The 23,755-nt window shown below is 42.9% G+C and carries 21 protein-coding genes and 1 pseudogene; 3 read left to right on the top strand and 19 right to left on the bottom strand.

Annotated features, from left to right (window positions below; translation table 11 throughout):
• Positions 1-262 precede the first annotated feature (262 nt).
• The 11 genes from Q4486_RS14635 to Q4486_RS14685 form a co-directional block, all read right to left on the bottom strand.
• Positions 263-2,011, bottom strand: a complete 1,749-nt coding sequence (locus tag Q4486_RS14635) for a BatD family protein (RefSeq protein ID WP_303519927.1) — start codon at positions 2,009-2,011, stop codon at positions 263-265.
• Positions 2,008-4,047, bottom strand: a complete 2,040-nt coding sequence (locus tag Q4486_RS14640) for a VWA domain-containing protein (protein WP_303519929.1) — start codon at positions 4,045-4,047, stop codon at positions 2,008-2,010. Before Q4486_RS14640 ends, Q4486_RS14635 begins: the two co-directional genes overlap by 4 nt.
• 19 nt (positions 4,048-4,066) lie before the next feature.
• Positions 4,067-5,083, bottom strand: coding sequence for a VWA domain-containing protein (locus Q4486_RS14645; protein WP_303418512.1), 1,017 nt, complete (start codon positions 5,081-5,083; stop codon positions 4,067-4,069).
• A complete protein-coding gene (locus Q4486_RS14650; RefSeq protein WP_303519932.1) occupies positions 5,076-5,552 on the bottom strand; it encodes a DUF4381 domain-containing protein in 477 nt (158 codons plus the stop codon). Before Q4486_RS14650 ends, Q4486_RS14645 begins: the two co-directional genes overlap by 8 nt.
• Positions 5,542-6,468: a DUF58 domain-containing protein gene (locus Q4486_RS14655; protein ID WP_303519934.1), complete on the bottom strand. Its 927-nt coding sequence runs from the start codon at positions 6,466-6,468 to the stop codon at positions 5,542-5,544. Before Q4486_RS14655 ends, Q4486_RS14650 begins: the two co-directional genes overlap by 11 nt.
• 19 nt (positions 6,469-6,487) lie before the next feature.
• Entirely contained in the window at positions 6,488-7,447 is a 960-nt protein-coding gene (locus tag Q4486_RS14660; RefSeq protein WP_303519943.1) for a MoxR family ATPase, read from the bottom strand.
• Between the two features lie 260 nt (positions 7,448-7,707).
• Entirely contained in the window at positions 7,708-9,708 is a 2,001-nt protein-coding gene (locus tag Q4486_RS14665) for a sigma-54-dependent Fis family transcriptional regulator (RefSeq protein ID WP_303519935.1), read from the bottom strand.
• 194 nt (positions 9,709-9,902) lie between these two features.
• On the bottom strand, positions 9,903-10,871 hold the full coding sequence (gene lipA, locus Q4486_RS14670; RefSeq protein ID WP_303519936.1) for a lipoyl synthase: 969 nt from the start codon (positions 10,869-10,871) through the stop codon (positions 9,903-9,905).
• A gap of 106 nt (positions 10,872-10,977) precedes the next feature.
• Complete coding sequence (locus Q4486_RS14675) at positions 10,978-11,739, bottom strand: ABC transporter substrate-binding protein (RefSeq protein WP_303418525.1); 762 nt, start codon at positions 11,737-11,739, stop codon at positions 10,978-10,980.
• Between the two features lie 15 nt (positions 11,740-11,754).
• Positions 11,755-12,183 (bottom strand): cytochrome c, encoded by a 429-nt coding sequence (locus Q4486_RS14680; RefSeq protein ID WP_303418528.1) that lies wholly within the window; start codon positions 12,181-12,183, stop codon positions 11,755-11,757.
• Positions 12,184-12,265: 82 nt separating this feature from the next.
• Complete coding sequence (locus tag Q4486_RS14685) at positions 12,266-13,939, bottom strand: PQQ-binding-like beta-propeller repeat protein (RefSeq protein WP_303418530.1); 1,674 nt, start codon at positions 13,937-13,939, stop codon at positions 12,266-12,268.
• 473 nt (positions 13,940-14,412) lie between these two features.
• Here Q4486_RS14685 and pqqA point away from each other — a divergent pair, with 473 nt between their 5' ends.
• The 3 genes from pqqA (at position 14,413) to Q4486_RS14700 (ending at position 16,677) form a co-directional block, all read left to right on the top strand.
• Entirely contained in the window at positions 14,413-14,487 is a 75-nt protein-coding gene (gene pqqA, locus Q4486_RS14690; protein ID WP_303418570.1) for a pyrroloquinoline quinone precursor peptide PqqA, read from the top strand.
• Positions 14,488-14,776: 289 nt separating this feature from the next.
• On the top strand, positions 14,777-15,364 hold the full coding sequence (locus Q4486_RS14695; protein ID WP_303418533.1) for a VOC family protein: 588 nt from the start codon (positions 14,777-14,779) through the stop codon (positions 15,362-15,364).
• Between the two features lie 83 nt (positions 15,365-15,447).
• The gene (locus Q4486_RS14700; protein ID WP_303519937.1) at positions 15,448-16,677 is read left to right on the top strand and encodes a HupE/UreJ family protein; all 1,230 of its coding nucleotides are present in this window, start codon (positions 15,448-15,450) and stop codon (positions 16,675-16,677) included.
• An 86-nt stretch (positions 16,678-16,763) separates the two neighbouring features.
• Here the strand turns inward: Q4486_RS14700 and Q4486_RS14705 are convergent, their stop codons facing one another.
• The 8 genes and pseudogenes from Q4486_RS14705 to Q4486_RS14740 form a co-directional block, all read right to left on the bottom strand.
• Positions 16,764-17,567: an ABC transporter permease gene (locus Q4486_RS14705; RefSeq protein WP_303418539.1), complete on the bottom strand. Its 804-nt coding sequence runs from the start codon at positions 17,565-17,567 to the stop codon at positions 16,764-16,766.
• Positions 17,567-18,787: an amino acid ABC transporter substrate-binding protein gene (locus tag Q4486_RS14710; protein ID WP_303418542.1), complete on the bottom strand. Its 1,221-nt coding sequence runs from the start codon at positions 18,785-18,787 to the stop codon at positions 17,567-17,569. The genes Q4486_RS14705 and Q4486_RS14710 overlap by 1 nt, the downstream gene beginning before the upstream one ends.
• A 20-nt stretch (positions 18,788-18,807) precedes the next feature.
• Positions 18,808-19,803: a PQQ-dependent catabolism-associated beta-propeller protein gene (locus tag Q4486_RS14715; RefSeq protein ID WP_303418544.1), complete on the bottom strand. Its 996-nt coding sequence runs from the start codon at positions 19,801-19,803 to the stop codon at positions 18,808-18,810.
• Positions 19,796-20,560 carry an ABC transporter ATP-binding protein gene (locus Q4486_RS14720; RefSeq protein WP_303418546.1) on the bottom strand — a complete coding sequence of 255 codons (765 nt, stop codon included), beginning with the start codon at positions 20,558-20,560 and terminating at the stop codon, positions 19,796-19,798. The genes Q4486_RS14715 and Q4486_RS14720 overlap by 8 nt, the downstream gene beginning before the upstream one ends.
• Positions 20,557-21,336 (bottom strand): ABC transporter ATP-binding protein, encoded by a 780-nt coding sequence (locus tag Q4486_RS14725; protein WP_303519938.1) that lies wholly within the window; start codon positions 21,334-21,336, stop codon positions 20,557-20,559. Before Q4486_RS14725 ends, Q4486_RS14720 begins: the two co-directional genes overlap by 4 nt.
• Positions 21,336-22,223: an ABC transporter permease gene (locus Q4486_RS14730; protein WP_303418552.1), complete on the bottom strand. Its 888-nt coding sequence runs from the start codon at positions 22,221-22,223 to the stop codon at positions 21,336-21,338. Before Q4486_RS14730 ends, Q4486_RS14725 begins: the two co-directional genes overlap by 1 nt.
• Entirely contained in the window at positions 22,223-23,230 is a 1,008-nt protein-coding gene (locus tag Q4486_RS14735) for an ABC transporter substrate-binding protein (RefSeq protein ID WP_303519939.1), read from the bottom strand. The genes Q4486_RS14730 and Q4486_RS14735 overlap by 1 nt, the downstream gene beginning before the upstream one ends.
• Before the next feature lie 327 nt (positions 23,231-23,557).
• A pseudogene (locus Q4486_RS14740) lies at positions 23,558-23,755 on the bottom strand (pyrroloquinoline quinone biosynthesis protein PqqE); the annotation flags it as partial.

The raw sequence follows: 23,755 nt of genomic DNA on the forward strand, positions 1-23,755 counted from the left end.
CATCGCAACAGCAATAATAAATTGATACAAGTCAATTTCCACTTAGCGATGCACTAGAGATCAAGCCTAAATAAAAAGCCACATTAAGCTAGGGAGCTTTTCCCTTTGACTAGCGGACAAAATAATAGCGATAAGAAAGGTAAAAGAGAGGTAGTTATAGAGAGAGTTATAGAGAGAGTTATAGAGAGAGTTATAAAGGTTTTTCTACTTGATCACTTAACCAGAAAATCTGGCGTTTCTGGTTAAGTGATAATCCGTTCATTTAACTAGGGACTAAAGGCGCTAAACCCTCAGCTTTACTAGATCTATCCACTGAACTGTAATTTTTTATTACACACCAGAGCTTCTCACCCTCCCAGTTCGAACGCTCTTTATTATAACAACACCGATTGAGCTCATTAATTAAATCGCGGCCTTCGGTAGAGAGCTTTAACTGCAAGCTATTCAAATTAGTACAGCCTGGGAACCTTACCTGTCCCCACGCTAACAATGCATCACGTGCAGATTGAGGGTTGTTCGTTTTACAGGCCTGATGCAACTTATTTAAACTAGAACTTAAACTAAGCGCCTGATGATCTTTATTAGTTTTAACCTCGCCCCCTTGCTTTTTAGAACGTTTATACCAAAAAGCTGTTATAAAACTCCCTAAAGCAGCCCCAAAAATCACTAGAGCAGCGATAAATAACCACGACGTTTTCGCCTGAACCGGTTCCATTGGTATTGATGGCGTATCCCCCTTCAACAAGGGCTGTGCTTTTGTTGTCTGAGCGGAGTTCAGTACAACACCATCATGAGATAATGCTGCATTAGGCTGCAGACTCGCGCTTTGATCCAGATTTTCTGTTGCTTTACCTGTGTCAGAAGGCGCAACACTGATAATCTGTTTTTCTAAAACAGCCACCTCTTCTTGATTGGTCTTTGTATTCCACCAAGCGACCCTTATTTCAGGTAAAACAACGTCCCCTTGCTGGCTAGGAATGATGGTGATCTCTTGTGTCATATTCACACTGAGCTCATTATCTTTCTGCTCTTGTTCATAAATAGGCTTAGCCGCATATTGCTTAATACCTGAAACCTTTGGTAGAACAATCTCAGTCAGCTGATCTTGTCCAACGCCTTTAGCTACAAGCTTAATCGTCCGAGTAACCGGCTCACCAACCTTCCATCCTTCACTACTGACTTCACTCTCAAGGCTTAATCCACTTGCCGCTAACCAATTCTTGCCACTAAAGTTTTCAGGTATAGGTGCCACATCTACCTTATAACTATCGGCAGAGATAAAAATACGCCGCATAGCCCGTGGATCATTCATAGAACGAAAAGGAGTATTCCCCCCATTTAGGCGACGAACTTCTGCACTAAGTTTTGCGCTATCAATCTCTAATGTCCCACTCTGTTGTGGTGTGATCAGCCAAGACTGCTCAATGACTAATAACTCACGGCCATTCAACGTTTCCCTATATTGACGCTGTTCACCTAATGTCTGAATAAGCGCCTTACCTTGTTTTATGGTCGGTTCTTGGAAGGATGCGTTATAAATGCGTTGCCCTAAAACAAGATTCATCTGATAAATAATCGGTTGCTGAACCATCGGTGATTTGTCAGATAAGGTTGATAAAAGCTCAACCCCACCGTCAGCAGCGGATAACTGTTTTACCGGCTTAACCTCAATACTATGTGCTTGGCTTTTCTCCCCCTCTAAGGTCAGTGGAGGAATCGTTAATTTCCCTGCACGCTTAGGTGCTAAGGTAATAATCAACTTAGTGCTACTTTCCAAACTCCCGTTGATAAATGTGGTACTCGATTGATGACTACGGCCAATAATTTCGAAGTCTTTTTCTAAAGGGGATAGATCTAATTGGCTAGAATTATTTTGAGTAAGGTTAAGCATTAATAAAAAGGTTTGGCCCTGTTCCACTACATTTCTATCTACCTGACTATCTATAGCTGCATATACCTGAAAACTGACCAGTAGCGTAAATACTATGGATACTAATTTAAATAATCTCACCACTGTTTCTCCTCTACTGCTTGCCCATTAGGCTGCTGACGATATTGATAGATAAACTTCCGTCGCCATAACCCCGCAGGATCATCCTCTACTCTATTTAATAGTTGCTGCCTTGCTTGCTGCTCCTCATCAAGAGGCTGGCGGTCTTGCTGGGAACCTTGTGCGCTCATATTTTCTGTCGGATCATTATTTTGATCTTCAGTTTGTTCGTCTTCAGTCTTATTCAATGCAGAGGCTTTTTGCGCCTCATTTTTTAATTGTTGATCGATCTTATTTTTTACTGCTTGCTGTAACTGTTCGTTTGCTGCAGTTTGCTCGTCATTATTCTGTCCATCTCCGGAAGATCCCTGATCACCCGACATATTGTTTTTTGCATGCTGCTTAGATGCTTTAGATTGATCGTCAAAGCCGCCATTCTGCGCATTCCCGTTTTGAGATGAACCCTCTTGCGGCCCACCCTCTTGGCTACTTTCATTTTTAGACGTCTGCCCCTCAGAGTCTTGAGAGTTTGCCCCTTGAGCATCTGTACTTTCGGCATGATCCTCTTGTGAAGCACCCTCTTTTTGATCACTTTTTGACTGATCATTATCATTTTTATTAGCTTGTTCCTGCTGCTGAAGCAGTTGCTCTACAACCTCTTTATTATGCAAAGCATCATCAAAATCAGGCTTCATCTTAAGCGCTTTTTCATACGCACTAAGTGCGGTATCTAACGCGCCTAAACGAGTCAATATATTCCCTTGGTTATACCAATCAGCAGCGGTTTCAGGCTCACCTAAAGCATCTAATGCTTGTTCATATTGCTGGCTTTCATAATGAGCTAACTGCTTCCAGTGGGGGTTTTTAAACTTTGCTGCAGCACTTTGCTTATCACCTGAACGATAAAGTTCCAAAGCTTGCTGATCTTGTGTTTGCCACAGGTCTTTCCACAACGACCCTTCGTTATTGACAGGGGCACTAACCTCCACTCCTTCAACAATAGGATCTGCTTGGAGCTGACCGCTATGTCCCATAGCCATAAACAGCATACTAGGCAGCAACAAAGGCATTAACAGCGCAAGAATTCCTTTACGAAAAACCATTAAAACTAAAGGCAAAGCTAAAAGCACAAACCATGGCCCTTCGCTCACCCACCTATCTATTTTTTCGTTAGATTCTGTTGGACGCTGATCCCCCCGCTGGAATTGAGCAATCAGATTATTAATATCTCGGTCATCGGCGGTTATCATTTGCGCTTCACCGCCCCCTAAGCTGGCAGATTCCTGCATAAGATCGGCTTGGGTTTTAGCGATAACAATCTGCCCATTTTGATCTTTTAATACGCCTCGCTCTGTTTTTACGGGCGCACCTTGCTCAGTTCCAACGGCTAATATAGAAATCTGTCGCCCCTGACTTCTCAGCCGTGTTGCTGTAGCTGCAATCTGGACAGGTAAGACCTCATCACTAATCAATAAAATATTGCCTTGGCTGATACCCGCTTGGCTTAGAAGTTGATCAGCAAGGGCAATCGCTTTATCCGCACGACTGCCTTGAGCAGGCATAATTTCGGGGGTCATCGCCGGTAATTGCGCCAATATAGTATCGCTATCATCCGTTAGAGGGGTCACACTAAAAGCATCAGCTGCATAAACTAACAACGCAACCTCCGCATCAGGCATTCGCCTAAGTAGATCTTCGATTTTAAAACGCGCACGTTGCAAACGGCTTGGTTTAATATCTTCAGCATTCATCGATGCTGAAAGATCCAATGCAATCACTAACGCATCGCCTTGCTTAAATACCGGCTGCGGCTGTTTTTTCCATACGGGCTGGGCCGCAGCAACAATCAAAATTAAGGCTGCAATCAATAAACTAATCGGTAGCCATGGCGAGCGCTCCTCCCCTTTCTGTTCAAGAAAAGGGAGAAGTTCGGGATCACAAACGGCTTGCCAATGGGTCTGATTAATACGTTTATTTACCGTGAAATAAGCAAGAACCAATACGACGGGTATCAACAATAGCCAGTAGGGCTGTAAAAAATGAAAATCAGCTAGCATAGTTTAAGAACCTCCATCGTTACCCTCTCCCTACTCGATTGGATAACAACATCAACCATAAAAGCCCCAATAAAAGGCCCGCAATTAGGGGCCAATGATAAAGCGGATCTATCGGACGGAAGAATTCATTATCTTGCGCTATAGGCTCAAGCTCATCTAACAACTCATAGATCTCTGCCAGCTGATCAATATCACGCGCTCGGAAGTATTTACCTCCGGTCTTCTCAGCAATAGACGTAAGTGTTGTTTCATCAATATTACTGGTCGGGGAGGAGGCCTGTATGTATGAGTTAAAGCTTGAGAGTGAATTTAAAAGACCTAAGCGGGTATCTGCGCCAACCCCGATAGTATAGATTTTCAATCCCTCTTTTGCCGCTAACTCTGCCGCTTCCGTAGGCGCTAATACACCAGCATTATTGGTACCATCAGTTAGTAAGATCAGAACCCGCTGTTTGCTATCAGATTGCTGGAAACGCTTGACCGCAAGACCTATTGCATCACCAATAGCCGTAGACTTTCCGGCTAAACCTATCTGTGCTTCATCGAGTAAGGTTTTTACCGTTTCACGATCATGAGTTAATGGCGCTTGCACATAAGCCTGCTCACCAAACAAAATTAATCCAACGCGATCCCCCTGTCGTCGTTCAATGAAGTCCCCCGCAACAATTCGGGTAGCAACAAGGCGATTAATCAACTGTCCGTTGAGCTCAAAATCCGTTTCAAACATACTTTCAGACAGATCAACAGCCAGTACTAAATCTCTACCCTCTAATTGCTGTGGGATAGGTTCACCTAACCACTGTGGTTTTGTCGCAGCCGCGACCAACAGTAACCACACAACAAAAGCGAGAATAAACCCGCTGTAGCCCTTACGACCCACAATATTACTCTGTCCAACTACGGCCTTTTCCATTTGTTCAATAAAAGGAACATTAAGCGCATTTTTACTAACCCCTGTTGCAGGAGGCATGAAAGCTCTGACTAAAAAAGGCAGTGGTGCAAGTAACCATAACCAAGGCCAAGCAAACTCAAGCATACTTAGCTCCCTTGACCTGTTTGATCCACTGCCGACAAAACTGAATTAACCGGGTGTGATCAATTCTATCTGAACGTTGTCGCTGATAAGGGCCTTTGGCCAATAGTTCACGTGCGATCTCAACAGAAATACCGCCCGTATCTTGCAGAAATTGACACCAATTATCGCCAGACAAACTAGCCACCTGCTCCCGTGGATATAGGGAGAGCGCTAATCTTTTTAACAAACTATTACTCTGCATAATCAATTGATTAGTGTCTTGATGCTGTGAATAAGCCTGTTCGATACTCTTCAATTCTCGTAGAGCATAACGTCTTGGGTCACTCAACTTTTTACGCAGGTAGCGAGCTAAATACACTAACGAAATGAGCACGATTATTAACACAACCCACCAGCCATAAGCTAATGGCCACCAACCTATCGCCTCCGGCATCTGCATATCGCGCAAAGGAATTTGGCTATAATCCATTTTGCCCTCCGCTCATTGTAAACAGTGGATGATGGTTACTTTGCCAATGAGCAAACTCGACCCCTCTCAAATTATGTAGCTGTTCTAACAAATCTATACGTTGTTGAAATTGAGAGTAATACTGAGCTTGCTGTTGAGTATTAGCATCCACTACGACTTCACGCCCCTCACCGATAAAACGATAGTCTCTGCCTGATGGCAACTGAGCTTCTAACGGATCAGATATAAGTACCATTTTTAATTCACAGCGCTGGGCTATACGCATAAGGTGCTGCTGAAGGGTAGAATCAACATCATGAAAGTCACTGAACATATAAATAATAGTGCCACTACTTAGTAGTGATTCCACTTCCATTAATTGCTCTGCAAAAGAAGCATTGTTAGTGGTTTCTGTAGCGCCATGACTAAAGGCTGTAGATAAGGCAGAGATCATCTGCATCACTTGCTGGCGATTGTTGGTAGGCTTAAACAAACCACTCGCGCCATCATTAAGAATACGCCCCCCCACTCGATCACCATTCGCAATAGTAGTCCAAACCACCATTGCCGCAGCGTAAGCCGCTAACACAGACTTGTAATGACCTCGCGTTGCAAAATGCATAGGCTGGCGAAGGTCTGTTAAGACAAAGACAGGACGTTCCCGCTCTTCCCGATAAAGCTTGGTATGAGCTTTTCCCGTACGTGCCATTAAGCGCCAATCCAGATGCCGAATATCATCACCGGGTTGGTATTCGCGCACATCATCAAACTCCATACCCCGACCACGAATATGACTCAGATGGTGGCCCTCACGAATGGCCATTCGCTCGTGCTGACGACCTCTAGCAGGTGGCCAGTGGCGTAAACTTACCAACTCATCTAGCGTTAGTAAGTTACGGGCAGCAGGAATGGGCCTTGGACTGTCTCCCTGAAACATATGAACTACCGCCTATCCGCTATGGTACAGCTACACGAGCAATCAGCTCAGCTATCATTTGGTCTTTGTCTAACCCTTTAGCCTCAGCCACATAACTCAAGCCGATACGATGACGTAATACGCTAGGCGCGATCTCTTGAATATCATCAGGGGTTACAAAATCACGACCGGCTAACCACGCTTTAGCTCGAACGGCACGATCTAATGCAATCGTCGCTCGCGGACTAGCACCAAAAATAAGGCTTCCTTTAAGGTCGTCGCCGTAGAGCTCAGGCTGACGTGTCGCCATAATCAAAGCAATTAAATAATCCTCAAGATTCGGCGCCATATAAGTTTCCATAATGGCAGATCTAGCACTAAAGAGTTCATCTTCAGTCAATGCAATTTCAGCAGATGCCATTTGTCCATCTAAGCTTGCAGTATGCTCATGGCGCACAAGGCGGAGAATCTCTTTTTCCTGTTCATGGTCTGGGTAATCCACCCTAATATGCAGCATAAATCGATCCAACTGCGCTTCAGGTAGAGGGTAAGTCCCCTCTTGCTCTAATGGGTTTTGTGTGGCCATTACCATAAAGAACTTGGCTAAGGGATAAGTTTTTCCTGCCACCGTGACCTGGCGTTCAGCCATTGCCTCTAAAAGCGCTGATTGCACTTTAGCGGGAGCTCGGTTGATCTCATCAGCCAAAAGTAAGTTACAAAATAGAGGACCGGGGCGAAAGCTAAACTCACCCTTCTGAGTGTTATAGATCTCGGTACCGGTAATATCGCTCGGTAAAAGATCTGGCGTAAACTGCGCTCGATGAAAAGTACCTTCTAAAAGATCACTTAATGCATGGATCGTACGTGTTTTAGCCAGCCCTGGCGGCCCTTCTAACAACACATGTCCGTCAGTGAGTAGTGCGATGAGTAGATACTCGATAAGTTCATCTTGAGCTACAACACGTTTTTTTAATGCATCCGACAGCGCAATCAACTTCATTTGTAACGTTGTCGTATCGACAGTCCCTGTTGCTACTTCTGCTGTCATATATTACTCCTAGCACCTTTTAAATATTAAAATTCAACGAGTTATCTATAATATATTAGGTCAATTGTTTTTATTTCAAGCACCGACCAACATAATCTGACTATAGATTTGAGAAGAAGTTTCAGATAAAAAACCTGACGTTTAACGCTTAACAGATAAAAAAAAGCCATGCATTTCAACATGGCCTATTTAAAATTATTTAAGGGATAAATTTACTGCTCTGAGAGTTGATCCTCACTCAAAAGACCATACTTTTTGATTTTACGATGTAGGGTCGATCGACTAACTCCCATTGCTTTTGCTGCACGCGTAACTACCCAGCGATGCTGTTCCAAAATACTTTCTAACTGCTCTTTTTCTGAAAGCCTGCCAGAATCACTAGCAATAGATAAAACACGTAACGGCGGTACTGTGTTCACATCCTCATGCTCTTTTTGTAACAGCGCTTCGCTAGAAAAAACCTCATCAGGCAAATCATCTAGGCGTATCATATCTCCTTCTTTCATACATAGCGCATACTGAAGGACATTTTTAAGCTGCCTAATATTTCCAGGCCAGCTATATTGACTCAAAACGTCCATGGCTTCTGGATGAATTTCCACTTGATCAACCTCCCCCTCATCAAGACAAAGAGCCTGCAGCACTTTATCAATGATAACTGGCTGATCACTACGCTGTCGTAAACTAGGCAAAGTAACTTGGAAACCACCTATGCGATAATACAGATCTTCCCTAAACTCTCCCCGTGCAACATACTCTTTTAAATCACGGTGGGTCGCACAGATCACGTTCAAACTAACACCTACAGGCTCATGCTCACCTAAAGGAATTATTTCACTTTCAGCCAGTACACGTAGCAAGCTAGCTTGAAGCTCTAATGGCATATCACCAATTTCATCAAGAAATAAGGTACCGCCATCACTCGCTTGTATCTTACCCATCTTGCCGGCTTTAAGACCACCCGTGAATGTGCCCGCACCATAACCAAACAACTCACTTTCAATCAAAGACTCAGGAATAGCGGCGCAATTAAGTGTGATAAACGGTTTATCTGCTCGATCACTACTATTATGTAGTGCTCTTGCCCACACCTCTTTACCTGTTCCCGTTTCACCTTGTAAAAGGATACTAATACCTTTGTTAATAATTCTCTGGCAGCGAGTTGCTTGCTTAAGTAGTGTTGGCTCTTTCCCGGCCGCTAAAATGAGTGGTGTATTAACGGGAAGATTACTATCAACCTCTAACGGTTTAGCGGTCGCAGTTCTCGGTTGGTGACTCTGAATTTGATATGCATTATTTTGTAAAAAATTCGCATGGAATTTATACGGTTTCCCCATGACTTGCATATAGTGTTCGACACTACCGGAACCTGCGGCTTCCAGTTGCTCAAAGCTTAAATTAAAGACATCTTGAAATTTTTTACCGACAATTTCATAACGATCACGACACCCTAATGTCAAAAGAATAGGTGTCGTCGCAGCCACAATGGTACCGCTGTCATTAACAGCAACTAGCGCTTTGGTAATAGACACAACAGGGGAAACCGAAAAGCTGACAACACGCTGATTATGATAAGCATCTTTAAACACCAATGCTTCAATTTCATCAGCGGTCTCACAGACCATATTTAATGCTAACGCCTGACCAAGCCGATTACCATTGGCAAATGTGGACGCGTCAATAGCACCAAACGGCGTACCATCAGGGGAGATAAGTGGGGCAGCGGAACAACTAAAGCTTTGTAAATTATTACCGTAGTGCTCTTCAGCATAAACAGTGACGGGACTACATTCAGTTAAGCATGTTCCGACCCCATTGGTCCCAACAATACTTTCTGACCACAAGGTGCCCTGCCTAAGTCCTTTTGCAACTAAATCATGACCGACACTGGATTCGGCAAACGATTTAACCGCTACACCCTCTTCATTAGTAATAAGAACCGTATAACCGCTATTTTTGGATAAGGTTCTTATCTTATCGAATACGCCGATTGAATCACTCAGTAGCTTTTCTAAAGGCTCGCGACGTTCTTTAAACTCAGAGTCGGTAAGCGATACAAATTTCACATCAGCATGCTGCGAAATTTTGTATCTATCTCGGCACCTTTCCCAAGAGTTTTCAATGTATCTATCAGTTAAAGCATCTTCGTTCTTTGGAGGATTTCCAGCGTGAAAACCCTTTTCATTAGAATGATCTACACTTTTAGAAGACATCTTTCCACCTGCTCATCCCCGCCCCGCTAAAGTACTACACAAAAGTACTACAATGAGGACAAGGTATTTTTTTTATATTTATATGCGTCAGTCTGCGGCACTTTAGGACAAATAATCAACAGTTTTTTGTATTAAAGTCACCACTTAGGCTATTTTTTCAGCCTAACAATCATTTTTACAGCACAAAAACTCCATTAAATTATAGCTTTGATATTGTCTTCGAATGCATACTCGTCAGCATGGTAAGACGATCTCACCAAAGGCCCACATGCTGCGTGCACAAAACCCATCTCCATAGCCATATCATGTAGCCGATCAAACTCCTCCGGAGTCACATAGCGGTCAACAGGTAGGTGATGTTTACTTGGCTGCAAATACTGCCCTATTGTAATCATGTCGACATTCACATCACGCAGGGCTTGCATCACCTCATAAATTTCACTTTCACTCTCGCCTAAACCAAGCATTATGCCGGATTTAGTCATAATCTCAGGATGCTCGATTTTAAAACGCTTAAGTAAGGTTAAAGACTCTTCATAGCTAGAACCTGGACGGATTTTTTTATACAACCGAGGTACAGACTCTAAATTATGATTAAGGACATCCGGCACACAATCCGTGAACTGAGCTATAGCCTCATCTAACCGCCCTCGAAAATCCGGCACTAAACACTCGATTCTGATGCTTTCGCTACGTTGACGGATCTCTTCAATACAGGCAACAAAATGCCCTGCACCGCCATCACGCAAGTCATCTCGGTCCACTGAGGTTATTACTACATACTTCAGCCCCATACTGGTCACAGCTTCAGCAAGCTTAGCGGGCTCATCATTATCAAGCGCATTCGGGCGGCCATGTGCCACATCGCAAAAGGGGCACCGACGAGTACAGATATCCCCCATGATCATAAAAGTAGCTGTTCCTTTACTGAAACACTCATAAAGATTAGGACAACTCGCTTCTTCGCAGACTGACGCCAAACTGTGTTGTCGTAAGGTCTGTTTAATCTCATTAACTTGAGATGAATCGTTATAGCGTACTCTGAGCCAATCAGGCTTTTTCAGCTTTCCCTCTTCCGTTGTCGGTATAATTTTAACGGGAATACGATCTACTTTATCCTGACCTCGTTGTTTAATTCCCTGCTGAATACTTACTTTCTGCATAACAATGCAAACTCCAAAAATAAAAAAAGGAGCGCGGAGTGCGCGCTCAAAAGTTCTGCTTTGGGAGCGCAGAAGCGGAGATGACAACAACATTCATCGCAAATCCTCAAAGAGAGGAAACACCATACTCATTTAAAAGCTCACCTAGTGTTCCATCTTTTTTAAGATCAACTAAGGTTTGGTTAAATGCCGCACGAGTATTCTGATCGGCTTTTCTTAAGCCCAACGCATAATCGTAATTTAACTGAGCATTTAATATTTTTTCTGCATCGACCTCGACCAACTGCAAGCCATGCTGACGCTGAAACCAGCCACTAGATACATTACTCACTACAGCAGCATCAATTAAGCCATCAGCAAGCGCCTGTAAGCGACTAGCCTCATCAGCAAACCGTACAGCTATACCTATCTGCTTTGAGCTAAGTGCGTGCGAAGCGATACTGCCAGAAGAAACCCCAACCACCATAGCCCCAAGATCATCAAGGTTTTTAATGGTTGGCTTATTTTTTAACGTAACAAGTTTAAACTCTAGGCGCAGGTAGGGATCCGAAATCAACATATACTTAGAATCACCATCGCCCAACCGAGCAACACCTGAATACAGATCACAACCTACTTTCTTTGCTTGGCGCCTAGGCATAATCCACGAAACATTGAGCGCAACATCTAGTTTTTTAGCAATCGCTTTAGCAACATCAATTTGGAAACCTTTAGGTTTTTCTGCTCGTGCAGAAAAAGGCATTTGAGCTGGATGAGCGCATAAATGCAGCTCACCCTTTTCTAAAATCTGTTCAATTGTTCCTGCTGACGCTAGAGGGCTCAGGACAAAACAACTCAACACAGTTAATTTTTTTATTGTTGTAAACATTTTGAGTCTCCAAACTTATTTTTCTTCACTTAAAGACAATATATAAGTCACCAACTCCCAACGTTGTTCAGGTGTAAATGTTCTTTTCCACGGTGGCATAACAAGTGAGCCCCGTTTTTTACCTTTTGTGATCGTTTTGAAAAGGTAGTCAGCGTCGAATTCTCGGCCTTGTAACTTACGCGCTTTACCGCCTGATCCTTCATATCCATGGCAATAAACACAGGTCTGATTAAAACGTTTTTCACCAATAGCAACTGAAACACTTTCTTTACTAAATACTTTCGCTTTCATTGCGGCGATATGTTCGGGCGTTTCTTTATCTTTTTTCTTTTCGGTTTTACTCTGATCATCAACGGGTGGAGCTACGGCATAAGCAACACCACTTGTAAGTACAAGTGCTAATAAACCAATACGAATAGGTGTGAAAATATTTTTATTATTCATCGTTATCTACTCCCAATAGATAGCTTTTACAAAACAGAGGAGATGGCTGTACTTCACCATCTCCTCATTACAGCTCAGCGAACTAATCTTCCAAGGTAAATGCAACCAACGCTGCACCACCCGGTAAGCCACCTACTTCAGGAAATGCACTCGCCATAAAACCAGGCGCATGAGATCCGAAGCCTGTTGAAGCAAGGATATACTGCTTACCATCAACCGAATAACTTACGATACCGCCACGAATACCTGAACCGGCATTAAACTTCCAAACTTCCTTACCGTTTTCAGCATTGTAAGCGTGGATAACACCATAAGGGTCGCCATTGAAGACTAGATTACCGCCAGTGGTCAGCACGCTACCTAGACCAGGTAACGGATAATCAATAGACCATTTCAATTTACCGGTAATAGGATCACGGGCATCAAGACGAGCAGAGGCTTTTTTGCCAGGAGGTGGAACAGCAACCAGTTTGCTAACACCTAAATAAAGGCCGGCAATACCGATATTTTCATGTTCCTGAGGGGCTGGTACAACGATGTTACAAACTTCCATCGCATTGGTGTACCACAAACCTGTATTAGGATTGTATGCACCATGGTTCCAGCTACGTGCGCCTAGAAGATAAGGACATATAGTGGTTTCTTCACCAACAGGCATCGCCTTACGGCCAATTAACTCGCCTGTTTTAGGATTAATCCCTTTAGTGAAGGTGATGTTCTCAGCCAATGGCCAAACATTTTCCACTTCACCCGTGCTCTTTTCGAGTACGAAGACATAACCACTTTTATTCAGGTGAACCAGCACATCTTTGCCGTTATGGTTCAGGCTAAGTGCTTCATAAGCTGCGTCATAATCCCAAACATCATGCGGAATCTCTTGACGAGCCCACTTCAACTTACCTGTTTTAGGTTCAAGCGCCAAAAGGCTGGCACTGTGCTTGTTATCGCCTTCACGTTCAGCACCATAAAAGTCAGGCGCGGCGTTGGCTGTACCGATAAATATAGTATCGCTCTTGGCATCATAGGTACCGGGTAACCATGCACCACTACCACCGACTTCGCCCGAATCACCAGGCCAGCTTTTCGGATCATCCTTTTGAAGAATATCAAAGGTCCACATCTTTTCACCGGTAATAGCATTTACCGCGAAGATTTTACCTTGCGTTGGCTGATCACCACCGGTAGTACCACCGAACAGCACATCACCTGCGAGCTGTGGTGGAGATGAGAAAAGACAGCCGTAACATTTTTCTAGATCAGTAATCTGAGTAGACCACTTCTCTTTACCTGTTTTCTGGTCAATCGCAATAAAACGACCATCCAAAGAACCGACATAAACATTACCATGGCCTACAGTTACACCACGGCTGGCTGCGACATAAAAAACTTCATCTACGATTGAATCAAGGTCTGGCTGATAATGCCAGATGGTTTTACCTGAAGCTGCATTTACAGCGAATACATTATTATTAGGGCCTATGTAATAAGCTACGCCATCAATAACGATAGGAGTCGCTTGTAGACCCATCTCGATATCACCAGGCTGGTGAATCCATGCAACTTTTAACTTATTAATATTACCTACATTAATCTGATCTAACGGACTAAAGCGCCATGCATCAGAGGTTCTGTGGTATTGAGGCCAATCATTGGGATTTTCTGTAGCGGGGCTCGCTGCAACCGATGTAGTTGCACCAGACAATGCAATACATGATGCGATACTTGCAGATAGCACTAGTTTTTTTATTTTAATCACTTCTCGTTCTCCATCTATCGATATAATGCAAACTTACACTTAAGCGAATAAGTCCACCCTCATATGTACAACTCAAGCAGCAAAATGCAGGCCAGAAACAAAAATACGAATCTATATCATTGATATATATGGATAATAAAAAACCTCACAGACTGAATAAAATCATTAAATGTCGGAAGAGCATGGGTTATACGTCACAAACTGTATCAATCAATGGAACAGTCTGTAGTGGTATATTTAATAATCCTCATTCACATGGAAATAACGACTAATCCCAACCCCACATAGTAGAAACCTAGCACTGGCCTAGACTACCTTACTCCAAAACAAGCCTCACAAGCAGAAAAACAGGTTCTCAGCTAACAAAGAGTTTTGAATTAGCCTTCGGCATAATTATTGCTTTCGCCAATAGTGACTTAATCGTCATAAAAATGATTATTAAAAACAAGAATCAAAATTGAAGGAGTATTTTTATGAACTGGACAAAACCAGCCTATACAGATCTTAGAATTGGATTTGAGGTAACAATGTACTTTGCAAACCGTTAAGTAAACGACTGAAACATACGTGCCCGCCCCTGTTTATGCAGGGGTTCTAAGATTAATGCCCTCCTTATTAGAAATAACCACTGCAACCAATAAAGACGGTCTGCCTCAGCCCCTGAAACAGTGTGATTCAAAACCTTGACACACACTGACCCAAGCCATGCTTTAAGTGTTATAGAATTCCATTATCAGCAGTAAATACGTGGCCTACAGAGCATAAAAAAACAAGCTGAGAACTGGCATAAAAAGTGTATTTCTCTATACAAACACTAGTAAAACATGGAGTACACAAATGAAAAAAACAAAAATAATTACAGCATGCCTATTCCTTTTAGCCTCGTTTGCACAAATAGCTCAGGCGGGAATGCCAGGAATGCGCGGCGTTCAACATTTAGGGCTCACTGTCCCAAACGTAAAGGAAGCAACGGCATTCTTTAAAGATGTCATTGGCTGTGAGTCATTTTTCTCCATTGGCCCATTTGGACCTTTCGACGATGATTGGATGACAGAAAACCTTAATGTTCATAAGAAAGCGGTCATAAAAACAGCCCACCTTATGCGTTGCGGTAATGGCCCGGCTCTAGAAATTTTTGAATATTCCGCACCTGATCAAAAACAAACACCTCCTCGCAATAGTGATATAGGCGGTCACCATCTTGCATTTTATGTAGATGATATGAACGAAGCTGTCGCATTTTTAGAGAAGAAAGGCATCAAAATCTTAGGTAAGCCTCATACATTTACCGATACAGGTATGAAAGATCTGACTTGGGTTTACTTTATGGCGCCATGGGGAATGCAGCTTGAAATTGTGAGCTACCCATTTGGCCAAGGTTATGAAAAAGAAACCGGTCGTAGAATGTGGGACCCGCGCTACTAACAGATACTTCACTCTACTATTTGAACCCTATTCATAGCCCCTCCATTTTAAGGCGGTGCTATGAATAGAAGGTGGCCAAAATAATGAAAAAAATATTCGCACTATTTACACTACTATTCTGTTCAATCGCTCAAGCGCATTTCACACATTTTGAGCCCCGTATCATTCATCTTTATCAAGATAATCAAGATACTATTGCCTTAATGCGTATGCCCCTACCTCTAGTCCTTCTCGACAACACATGGCAAGGTATAGATAGCAATCAAGACCTACCGTTCACAGAACAAAGAGCAGCACCTGAAGGGAATGATTATTTTATTAAGCATGATGAAGTGCGAATAACGCTTGATCGTTTAAAAAACTACATCAGCCAAGGCTACACATTCACAAAAGATGGCGTTACTCAGCCCTTCTCTGTTGAACAGATTCATATTTTCAATACCGACAGCCGCAAGCCCTTTAGCAATCTAGATACCGCATTAGAGAACTTTAGCGGCGAACTGGCGATCACTCCTGATGCAACTAAGCTCTTTGATTCAGGCATTGATATTCAATTACGCTTGCCGCATACATCAATTGTCGAAAATGATATTACGATCACAAGCTATTTAGGAGATAAGTTTAACGCCATCAATCGATTAGCCAACATCATTACTCTCCACATAGATGAGCAGCAGATCTCTGAAACTACCGTCGGGATTTTAGACTACTCCTCTCAGCACCAACCTACGCTTTCTCATAAATTAATGAGCGGATTTAAGGATGGGTTTAGTCACATATTGATTGGCCTAGACCACGTGCTTTTCGTCGTTCTCTTGTTTTTTAGTGCACCAACATTTTTAAGACTTTTATCACTCGCTACGGCCTTTACTATTGGTCACTCATTTAGTTTATTTGTGGGAGATAGCGCGCCGATCTCATCCCCCCTTTTCACCCCAGGCATCGAACTCTTAATTGCTCTAACCATTGGCATAACAGCCATCGCTCTGCTTTTTAATAAAGCACAACATTTAGGCACAACTCCCCTACTTATTATCGGCGTTATCCACGGCTTTGGCTTCTCATTTGTATTTAGTGAACTGGCGCAGGAGGGAGCTCAAACTAGCCTTATTAACCTGTTCGGTTTCAATCTTGGAATAGAGGCGGGACAGTTATTTATCTATGTAGTGATTTTTGCATTGACTTCACTGCTCAGTAAAAAGCTGATATTCAACAAACCGCTTCCCTATTATGTCTCTATAGGTACGCTCGCCATATCAAGTTACTGGATAGTCACTCGCGCTATTCCTCTCGTAGAATACGCAGCAGCCTAAGAAGAGAAGAGAAGAGAAGAGAAGAGAAGAGAAGAAACATCTTAAAACAAAAATTCAGAGCCAGGATAACCTGACTCTGATTTTTTTTACCCTTTACGGCGCGTGATAACACCTTTCTGAGGATCATAACCAATCACGGCCAGAACAAAGAATAAGATAAAACATCCACTTACTACAGCAAGCGCAGTGAGACTCAGCTGTCCATACAAGGCAAAGCGTACTAACTCAACTGCGTAGCTAAATGGATTATATTGCGCCACTTGATAAACAACCTCAGCTCCAGACTCCTCCAGCTTCCATAAAGGATAAAGTGCTGGCGAAATAAAGAACATAGGGAAAATAACGAAGTTCATCATGCCGGCAAAGTTTTCAAGCTGCTTGACGGATACAGATAACAACAAACCTAAAGAACCAAGCATCAACGCTGATAATATAAAGGCTGGAAGCGCTGTGAACACACCCATAAACGGTATATCTACATCAAATAACCAACAGATTACTAAGAAAGCATAGACCTGCAATAGAGAAAGTAATGTACCAGCTAATAGCTTACAAAATAGAATATACCAACGGGGTAGCGGTGCCGTAAGCAATAAACGCATCACCCCTACTTCACGGTCATACACCATTGTTAATGATGATTGCATGCCATTAAAAAGCATCACCATACAAAGTAAGCCCGGTGTTATATAAACATTATATTCAATATAGGATTCGTAAGGCGGTATAACCGCTACGCCAAATACATTTTGAAACCCAGCAGCAAACACCAGCAACCAAAGTGCCGGACGCACCAACGCAGAAAACAAACGTCCTTTCTGACGAAGAAACTTACCAGTTTCTCGGGCAGATAATGCAGTGAACGCATTGAAAGCATGCGATGTATTCATTATTTAGCTCCTGACGCAGTATTTTTGGACAAATCACACTGCCCCTCTCCACGATCATTACCTAGTACATCTAAATTATTTACAGGGTGTAAAAAGCCTTCAACTGGGGCACGGCCAATCACTCGATTAAGTGATGTTAAAAATATAGGCTGTCTCAGCTGATGATTCCAAGGCTTGAAATTAAGAGGGTAACCTTTAGCACCATCCAATTTAAAATCTTCAGCTAATAAGGTATTTAACAGCAGATCAGGTGCGAAGTTTTCTTGTCGCAGAACACCTTCGGCGATCACTTTCACGGCCATCCAAGCGGACCAGTCATAGCCGGTCATTTGACGCTTACCTTTTTTGAAAAAACGTTTATTTACCTGAGGTGCGCCATTTCGTTCCCATGCCCAATGCCACCAATCAGCGACAAGGCCTGCAGCACCTACGACCGGACGCGGCTGGATAATTGAGTACGGTACATCTACTGCAAATTCACCACTATGATCAACAACATAGACTACATCGTAATCATCTTTAGCTGTCAGTAGAGAGATATTATTACGGTAGCGTTGACGCGGGTCATTACCCAACTTAAACGGTTTTTCATTAACTATATCAACACCAAACTTTTTCGCTGATACTTGTAAAGACTGCAAATAGCGTGAATCTGCTTCGCTTTCACTGTAAAGCACCAATACCTCTTTCCACTTTTTGGAAACAAGATATTGCGCCATAGCATCAGTCAACATACTTCGACTGGGTGCTATATGCAGTAAATTAGCTTGGCAATATTCACTACGTAGATCGTTATCCAAGGCACTTAAATTAAATAATAAGCTCTCTGGATTTTGGATGGCTTTAGATACAAGCCTAACCCCTTCACCTGGTAGATCTAATAAAAAGAATCGCGTTCCTTGCGCTTCTAATTCTTCGATAAGTTTAGGTAAGGCACTCAGTTCAGAAACCGCTTCGCGATCAAGTTCAAATTTAACCCCTTTTTTCTGAGCGGCAAATCTTGATTCTTTTATCGCAAGTTTTGCGGCGTCATTTAAACGCCCCCACGGCTGAGCCTGATACCGAGCATCGATAATGTTATCTCTATATCGAGGATCTTCTTCATACTCGATCAGCGCAATGCTAAGGGTCTTCAACTCATCTGCTGACATCACCAAAGGAGAACCCAAAAGGGTTAACACTGAGATGCAACAAGCCAAGAACGGTCTAATTATTTTCATAAACTGAATGCCTCCCAATCTTAGTCGTCTACAACAACATCATGAGGCACTCGGCCTGCTGGTACTGATTTGATAACCTTTAATTTCGCAGTATCAATCACTGCAAGATCATCACTCTTACCATTTGTGACATAAAGTCTGCTCTCATCATTATTCAGACTAATACCCCACGCGCGCTTGCCAACAAGAATATAATCCAACACTTTATGAGTCGCTGTCTCAATAACGGCTACATGGTTAGCGTTACCTAAAGTCACATAAGTAAGCTTGCCATCTTTAGTCATTGCCATACCTACTGGCGAGATGCTCTCAGCGCGCATGCCTTTAGGAGCAAAACTTAGCTCAGCGGTCTGCTCATAAGTTGTAGTATCAAGAATGGTGATCGTGCCGCCCACCTCGTTACTCACCCAAAGCTCTTTCAAATCAGGTGTTAGTTCCATTCGGCGTGGACGGTTACCCACAACGATGTTCTCGATAATTTCTCTGCTTTCAACGTCAATCACATGGATCATATTCGCGACTTCAGATGCCACATAAACTAAGCGGTTATCAGGGCTAACTAATACACCTTCTGGCTCTTCGCCTACTTCAATCTCAGCAACTTTTTTGTCTGCTTCCAATGAGTAAACCGTTACAAGACCGTCATCTTCATTTGAAGCATAAAGAAATTTCTCATCCGGTGAGATGTCAAAACGGTCTGGATCTTCACCTATATCAATACTTTTTTTGACTTTTAGCGCAGCCACATCAATTACATCAATGGCGTCATCATCACCACAGGCTACATAAAGAAGAGAACCATCTTTACTTAGCTGCATAGCACGAGGACGTTCACTGGTTTTAATCTCAGTAACTTTGTTCATACCCTTGGCATCAAAAACAGTGACCACATCATCTTTTTCACTGCTCACGAAAACATAGCCTGATTTAGCTTGAACATGAGCCGCAACACTCAACGACAAGGCTAACGCACTGGCCTGCAATCCAAATTTCATTCCTTTCAAAAACTTATTCATAAGCGACTCCTATTTCTTTGTTATTATTAATCAATTGTGAAAATGCATCTGCGAGGGACAAACTAGGTTCAATCCCCTGCGACTGTAATTGTTCGGGGGAAGACTCAGCTAATATCTTGCCTTTATCTAATACGATCACACGATCAGCAGCTTGAACTTCTTCCACTATATGCGTACTCCATAACACGGCGATTTCCCGCTCTTTACAGAGTGAAAGCACATGGTTTACAAGTGATTTGCGTGATTCAGGATCAAGACCTACAGTTGCCTCATCCATCAACAAAACTTTTGGCTGATGTAATAAAGCACGAATAAGTTCAATCTTACGGCGGTTTCCGCCACTCAAACCACGTACTTGTTTATCTCGGACCGCCTGCATATCAAAGCGCTCTAATTCACTATCAATGCGCTCTTCTGCCAACTTTCGGCTTAGCCCATGAAGTAGACAATGAAATTTAAGATTGCCATGTACCGTCAGGTCTAAATCTAATGTTGCTTGTTGAAACACAACACCCAAGGTTGATAAGGCACCAATGGGGTTACGACTAATATCGTGCCCGCACACATGAATCTGGCCTTCATCACTATTAAACAAACCGGTTAACAGCTGGAACAACGTGGTTTTACCTGCCCCATTCTGGCCAAGCAGGCCTATGAACTGAGCTTGTTTTATAGACAAATCTATCTTATTAAGTGCTGTTAGCTGACCATAACTTTTACTAACACCAACTAACTCTAACGCTGCAGGGGTATTCATATAAAACCTCCTGAAAATGACTCATATTCAATACCGTCGGCCTGTCCTTCTAACAAGCCAGGGTTTTGACTGAGTAGATGTTTTTTCCAATTCTGAAAATGGATATCCTCATCAGCCCGTGGTCGAGGAAGATCAACTTCCTTATCAAGTAGTACCGTGCCGGGGGATGAAGATAAGAAAATGATACGATCAGACAACTGAATCGCTTCATTAAGGTCATGCGTAACAAAAACAACCGTAGTTTTATGCTCTAACCACAGCTCAACTAAAAGAGATCGCAAGCGGTGGGCATTAGGGGCATCAAGAGAGATAAAAGGCTCATCTAAAAGCAAAACATCTGGACGAGTTAAAAAAGCCCGAGCAATACTCACTCGCCGTTGCATACCACCCGACAGCTGCTTTGGATAACAATCTGATTTACCTTTTAAGCCAACCTTATCCAGCATCTTTTCTATCTCAAACGGTGCAGAATCAGGCATAACTAGACGAAGGTTATCAGCGACAGTAAGCCAAGGCATTAGACGCGGTTGCTGAAAAATATAACTCAATTTACAAGGAGGGCTACCTGCCAAAAGCTGATCATTAAATCGAATAGAGCCGTCTTGAATAGGTTCTAGCCCTGCGATCATATTCAACAATGTGCTTTTACCCGTTCCTGACGGGCCGACAAGAGAAACAAATTCCCCCTGTGAAACGTTAAATGCAAGAGGGCCTAATACATCAGGCATATTTTTCGCGTAAGATTTCCGTTCAATAGCGATCTTAAGATTAACCATTACAGTCCCCCCTTATAGCGACCATTATCGCCCGCACCGCTGTCGTTATAATTTCCTCTCGCTATATAACGGTCTAAAGGACGCATCAATAGCCCTTCAATAACCAAAATAATTGCTGCAAAAGCTAAGGTGTATGCCAAGATACTGGCAATATCGAAGAAGTGAAAAAAGGTACCTAGCTGGAAACCCACACCATCACTGCGACCTAAAAGCTCAACAACAAGGACAACTTTCCATATCAATGAAAGTCCTGATCGAGCTGACGCCATGATGAACGGATAAAGCTGAGGTAGGTAAACTTTGAAGAAACAACGAAACGGAGAGACTTTAAAAACTTGAGCGACTTGAAGCAGGTCTCTATCTACTACTCGAGCCCCCTCTCTTACCATCACGATCACGGTCGGAATTTTATTAATTGCTACAGCAGTTATAGCCGCGGCTTCGACTAAACCAAACCAAACGTAACATAAAATTATAGTGACAAGAGCCGGTACATTCAGCGCAATCACTAACAACGAATCCCCCGCTTCATTCAAGCGAGGAAACGCTCCCATAACGATGCCGATCATTACGCCAAAAAACATAGCGATACAAAAGCTTAATGCAACACGGTACAGCGTAACCATTAAGTGATACAGCATGTCACCATTAACCAAATGGGACTGTAAACTAGAAAAAACTTGGACTACGCTAGGCACATTATCGCTAGCCAAAAAAAGAGCCGTACACTGCCAACCTAATAGAATCACACCTAATGGAATTAGCCATCTAAGCAAAGATAGTGACATTACTTTGACCTTAGATGTCTGATTAGACTCTGTTTCACTCTCTGTCTTAAGCTTTTCTAAATCACGACCTTGAAACGTACGACTGTGGCTGTGACGCATTATTTAGCGCCCCCAGCTTCCAGTTGTATTACGCCTTCATTCTGATCAGGCAACCAAAACAATGTACGATCTAATTGCTCTGCGCCCCCCGTCAATGCAGCACCACCTTCTTTAGCCATAATGCTATACAAGCTATCAAGTGCATTTAATTCGCTTAATCCAAATTGACGAAGCACACCTTCTCGGTAACTTTGCTTAAGCGCCAGAAAGACTTCATCACTTTCCACCCGCATAAGAGGTCTAATACGCTGCCACTCTTCATCTGACGTCAATAAAATATGGCGAGCTTGTTGTGATGCGATCAAAAACTGGCCTAAAAGCTGCTGATTCGCTTTGCGCCACTCTTCGGAGAACACCCAACCGACAAGCGGTACTTGGGTATCAACGCCTAAGCCTTTAATAATCTCATCAACCGTAATAATCGGCTTAAAACCCCGAGCCTTAAGCTTTGCACTGTAATGCCAAAAGTTCAGGCTTAATGCTAACTTTCCGTCATACATTAATTTGTTTAACAACGGCGGCGCGGCAAAAACAGGCTCTATAAGCTCTTTTAGATCTCGTCCCAAATACTGTTTGCTATAGGCTTGCAATAACAACCAGCTTTTATCTACGGAACCGCCAGCAATTCCAACCCGCTGACTATAGAGATCGCTTAACGAATGAACAGCACTATCGGGTTGGGCGTATAAGCCTCCAGCTGCCGCTGATACCGGCGAGAAACCAAACATGCGGTTATTAAAACGCTGACGATTCACCCAGATCCAATCACTAAACATTAGATCAACGGCTTTACTTTGTAGGGCAACAGCACTTGAATCTTTGCCACCTACAGGCATAACAGCCAGCGTGAAATTATTTTTTTCATCAAGGTGGTGGTGACGGATAACATCCATCTCCCAATTGACAGTACCATGCTGCAAAGTTGCAACACGTACATCCGGATAGTCTTCAGCACTAGCCTTCAAAGCAATAAAGGCGATTAGTAATACAATTAAGTAATGTGGCATAACCTTATCTTTTTTATTTATTGTTGTTATCAGTAAGCCCATAAATGCATAACAAGAAGATCGCTACATGGATAACCATCAACACTGCGCAATTAGGCTTTGCTTTAGTATTCAGCAACAACTAGGCCAACCCCAAAAATCCTTATGATTAGGGCGTTTCAAAAGGAATTGCTACAGTATTAGCAACAGAGTGTCGCAAACAAAAGAAACATATGACCCAGCAAATACCAACAAGTGTCGCAATAACTACTCACTTGACGACTAACAGCAGGACTTTAAATAACAAAAAAGGCCCAAACCCTCAGAAAGAATGGGCCAATTAGAGCCTTAACCTTTAGCAAATACTTTAGAGTTACGTTCATTTCTGAAGGTAAACTCATCAGGATTATTAACCACCGCTTCCGCACGTTCCCGCGCTTCTTCGATCAGGTGATGATGCTCCGACTTAGCACAGACCGGATCCGCATTGTACATATCCCCTGTCAGCATAAAGGCCTGACAGTGACAGCCACCAAAGTCTTTATC

This window comes from Neptuniibacter sp. 2_MG-2023, from assembly GCF_030547495.1.
In the GTDB taxonomy this organism is placed as follows: Bacteria; Pseudomonadota; Gammaproteobacteria; order Pseudomonadales; family Balneatricaceae; genus Neptuniibacter.